3 protein-coding genes are annotated in these 3,360 nt (G+C 68.6%); 2 read left to right on the plus strand and 1 reads right to left on the minus strand.

What is annotated here, in order from left to right; genetic code table 11:
* The coding region (locus tag LPZ50_RS23280; RefSeq protein ID WP_230665234.1) for an aminotransferase class III-fold pyridoxal phosphate-dependent enzyme at positions 1-804 on the plus strand (804 nt) is incomplete at its 5' end.
* Positions 805-833: 29 nt separating this feature from the next.
* The gene (locus LPZ50_RS23285; RefSeq protein ID WP_230665235.1) at positions 834-1,709 is read left to right on the plus strand and encodes a MurR/RpiR family transcriptional regulator; all 876 of its coding nucleotides are present in this window, start codon (positions 834-836) and stop codon (positions 1,707-1,709) included.
* 21 nt (positions 1,710-1,730) lie between these two features.
* On the opposite strand, the gene LPZ50_RS23290 is transcribed toward LPZ50_RS23285, so the two are convergent.
* A complete protein-coding gene (locus LPZ50_RS23290) occupies positions 1,731-3,263 on the minus strand; it encodes a gamma-glutamyltransferase family protein (protein WP_230665236.1) in 1,533 nt (510 codons plus the stop codon).
* Positions 3,264-3,360: the final 97 nt, after the last annotated feature.

Genomic DNA, 3,360 nt, shown 5'->3' on the forward strand with positions numbered 1-3,360 from the left:
TATGGCACGCGCCTGGCCCACGAACTGGAACAGACCATCCTGGCCTTGGGGCCCGATACGGTCAGTGCCTTCATCGCGGAAACGGTGGTGGGAGCGACTGCGGGCGCGGTGTGCCCAGTGCCCGGCTATTTCCGCAAGATCCGCGCCGTGTGCGACCGCTACGGCGTGCTGCTGATCCTGGACGAAGTCATGTCGGGCATGGGCCGTACTGGCACCTACCATGCCTTTGAGAATGAAGGGGTGGTGCCCGACCTGCTATGTCTGGCGAAAGGGCTGGGCGGCGGGTATCAGCCCATTGCCGCCGTCATGGCGCACGACAGGGTAGTCGAGGCTATCGTCGGCGGCTCGGGAGCCTTTCAGCATGGACACACCTATGTGGGGCACCCGGTGGCATGCGCCGGTGCGCTGGCCGTGCAACGCATCGTGGCGCGCGATGGCCTGGTGCGCCAGTGCGGGCAGCTTGGCGAGTACCTGCAGGCAGGCCTGCGCGAGCGCTTCGGGGGCCATCCCCATGTGGGCGACATCCGCGGGCGGGGACTGTTCCAGGCCATCGAACTGGTGGCCCGGCGCGGGCCCAACACGCCGTTCGACCCCGCCCTGCAATTGCATGCGCGCATCAAGCAAGAGGCCCTGGACCATGGACTGCTGTGCTACCCAGGCGGCGGCACCATCGATGGGGAAAGGGGCGACCATGTCTTGCTGGCGCCGCCATACCTGAGCAGCAAAGCCGAACTCGATATGGCGATGGATCTGCTGGGCAAGGCGCTGGACGCGGCGGTGGCCAGCGTGGCAACCGTAAAATAGGCCTTTCCGGCGGCAATACAGGAACACCGATGGACAAGCGCGCGGTCGACAAACTGATCGAAGAGCAGTACCCCGGCCTGCCGGCCACCTTGCAGCGCGCCGCGCGCTATATCATCGACAACCCCAAGGCCATTGCGCTGCATTCCATGCGTGCCGCCGCCGCGGATGCCGGTTTGCAATCCAGTGCCATGCACCGCATGGCCCGCCAACTGGGGTTCGATGGCTACGAGGCCCTGCGCGATGTCTACCGCCATTGGCTGGCGCAGGGGGCCGGGTCGTTCGCGCAGCGCGCCACGGCCCTGCAACAGCGCGGCACCCGCGACAAGACCGCCACCCTGGCGCGCGAACTGGTGCAGGCCGATACGCGCAACCTGGAATCCCTGCTCGAGCCCGGCACCATGGATGGCATCCGCGCCGCCAGCGACGTGTTGGCCGGGGCCCGCCACATTTACGTGGCGGGGCTGCGCAGCCTGTTCCCGGCGGCGTTTTATTTCAACTATGCCTGCGGTATGTTCCAGCACAACACCACGCTGCTGTCGGGCATCGCCGGCACTTTTGCCGACGACCTGCGCCGGGCGGGACCGGACGATGCCCTGCTGGTGTTCAGCTATGAACCTTACGCCCGTGATGCCGTATCGGCGCTGCGGTTCGCGCGCGATCGCGGGCTGCGCATCGTCAGCGTTACCGATAGCGCGGTGTCGCCCACCGCGGCCCAGGCCACCGCGCTGATCGTGGCGGCCAACAACACCCCGTCACTGTTTCCGTCCGTGGTGCCGGCCCTGTCGGTTGCGCAAACGCTGGTGGCGCTGCTGGTGGCCCGAGGCGGGCAGGCCAGCTTGCAGGCTATCGAGAAAAGCGAATCGCAATTGCGCGAGTTTGCGGTGTACTTGAAGGATAGCGGGTAGGGCTGTGTCCTGTCCGCCGCATTACCAGGCCAGCGCACAGGCTTCGCGCCTGAGGTCGGCGGCGGCTTCCAGCATGCCGCCGGGCAGCGGCCGGACGGCCTTGACCGAGCCGAAATAGAACGGGTGCAGCGAATCGGTGGCGACCTCCATGCCGCGTTCGCGCAGCCGGCGCACGACGTCCGCGGGGAACCCGGGCTCGCACATCACCTTGCCATCGCGCGACAAGCTCCAGCGGGGCGCATCGATGGCTTGCGGCAGGCGCATGTCGTCCAGCAAGGCATTGAACAGGCACTGCACGCCCGTCGTGGTCTGGCTGACGCCGCCTGGCGACACCGCGTACAGCGCGGGCTTGCCACCGGCAGCCACGACGTATGGGTTCAGCGTATGCACCGGCCGTTTCCCGGGCGCCAGCAGATTGTGCTGCCCGGCTGTCAGGCTGAACTCGCCCAGCCGGTTGTTCATGAGGATGCCGGTGGCGGGGTCGACGCAGCCGCTGCCGAAGGGCTGGAACACACTTTGCAGCATCGCCAGCCCATTGCCGCTGGCGTCGGCCAGCACGATGCCGGCCGTATCGCCCGGATCGCCGCGCTGCGGCCCGGCCGATGCAGGCCGGATGCCGTCTGCCGTTTCTTCCCAGGGCCAGGCCGCGCCGGGATCGGCGACCCGGTCGCGCAGGCCGGGCAGCAGCCGGGATGCCGCCACGATCTGCGCGTACAGGCGCTCTTCCCTTGGCTGTTCATAGGCCGGGCGCAGGTGTGCCAGCTGCGCCTGCATCAGCACACCGACGGAGTTCGGCGGCATGACGCCAACCTGCCAGCGGCCGTGGTCCTGCCAGACCGGGGCGACCCAGTCCGCCCGGCTGTCCGCCAGGTCTTCGCGGGTCAGCAGGGCACCTTGCTCGGACGCGTAGCAGGCCAGCCGCCGCGCGATGTCGCCGTGATAAAAGGCGGTTTCCCCTTCTTCGGCGATTTGCCGCAGCGTTTCGGCCAACGCCGGCTGCCGCCATGGAGTGCCCACCTTGCGGTCAGCGCCGTTTTCCGTGAAGGCCTGCGCGAAACCGGGTTGCGCCCGCACCTCGGCGCCGGCCAGGGCCAGGTTGCGCGCCAGTTCGCTGCCAAAGCCCAAACCGTGTCCGGCCAGTTCAATGGCATCGCTGAAAAGTGTGCGCCAAGGCAGGAGGCCATGCGATTGGTGGGCTCGGGCCCAGAATCGCACCAGGCCGGGCACGACCCAACTGCGCGGTCCCCGCGGATCGATGCCGTTCGGGAAGAGGCCCGGCCTGGCGGCCGCGGGCGCGTGCCCGGAACCATTCAGACCGGTCAGTTCGCCGCGCCCCGCATGGTAGTGCAGCATCATTGCGCAGCCACCCAGGGAAGTCGCGTGGGGCAGCGCCACCGTCAACACCGCCGACGCCGCGATCATGGCGTCGATCAGCGAGCCGCCGGATTCCAGCCGGACCGCCGCCGCGCGGCTGGCCAGGTGGTGGCCGGTGACCGCCGCATAGCGCATGCCGTAAAGGCTGGCGCGCGGGCGCGCGGGGAAAGGCGCGTTCATCGCAGGTAGTTCGCCAGGAACGTGCCCGCGAAACTGCCTAGCCCGCAGCCTATGGGCAGCCACCAGCCCGTCAGCCCGGCGCCGGCCCGCGCGGAAG

It is taken from the genome of Bordetella petrii, from assembly GCF_020991325.1.
Taxonomy (GTDB): domain Bacteria; phylum Pseudomonadota; class Gammaproteobacteria; order Burkholderiales; family Burkholderiaceae_B; genus Bordetella_A; species Bordetella_A petrii_E.

Excerpts from the sequence above, each read along its gene's own strand:
- LPZ50_RS23285 (WP_230665235.1), top strand. The coding sequence starts at position 834 with ATGGACAAGCGCGCGGTCGACAAACTGATCGAAGAGCAGTACCCCGGC.
- LPZ50_RS23290 (WP_230665236.1), bottom strand. The coding sequence starts at position 3,263 with ATGAACGCGCCTTTCCCCGCGCGCCCGCGCGCCAGCCTTTACGGCATG.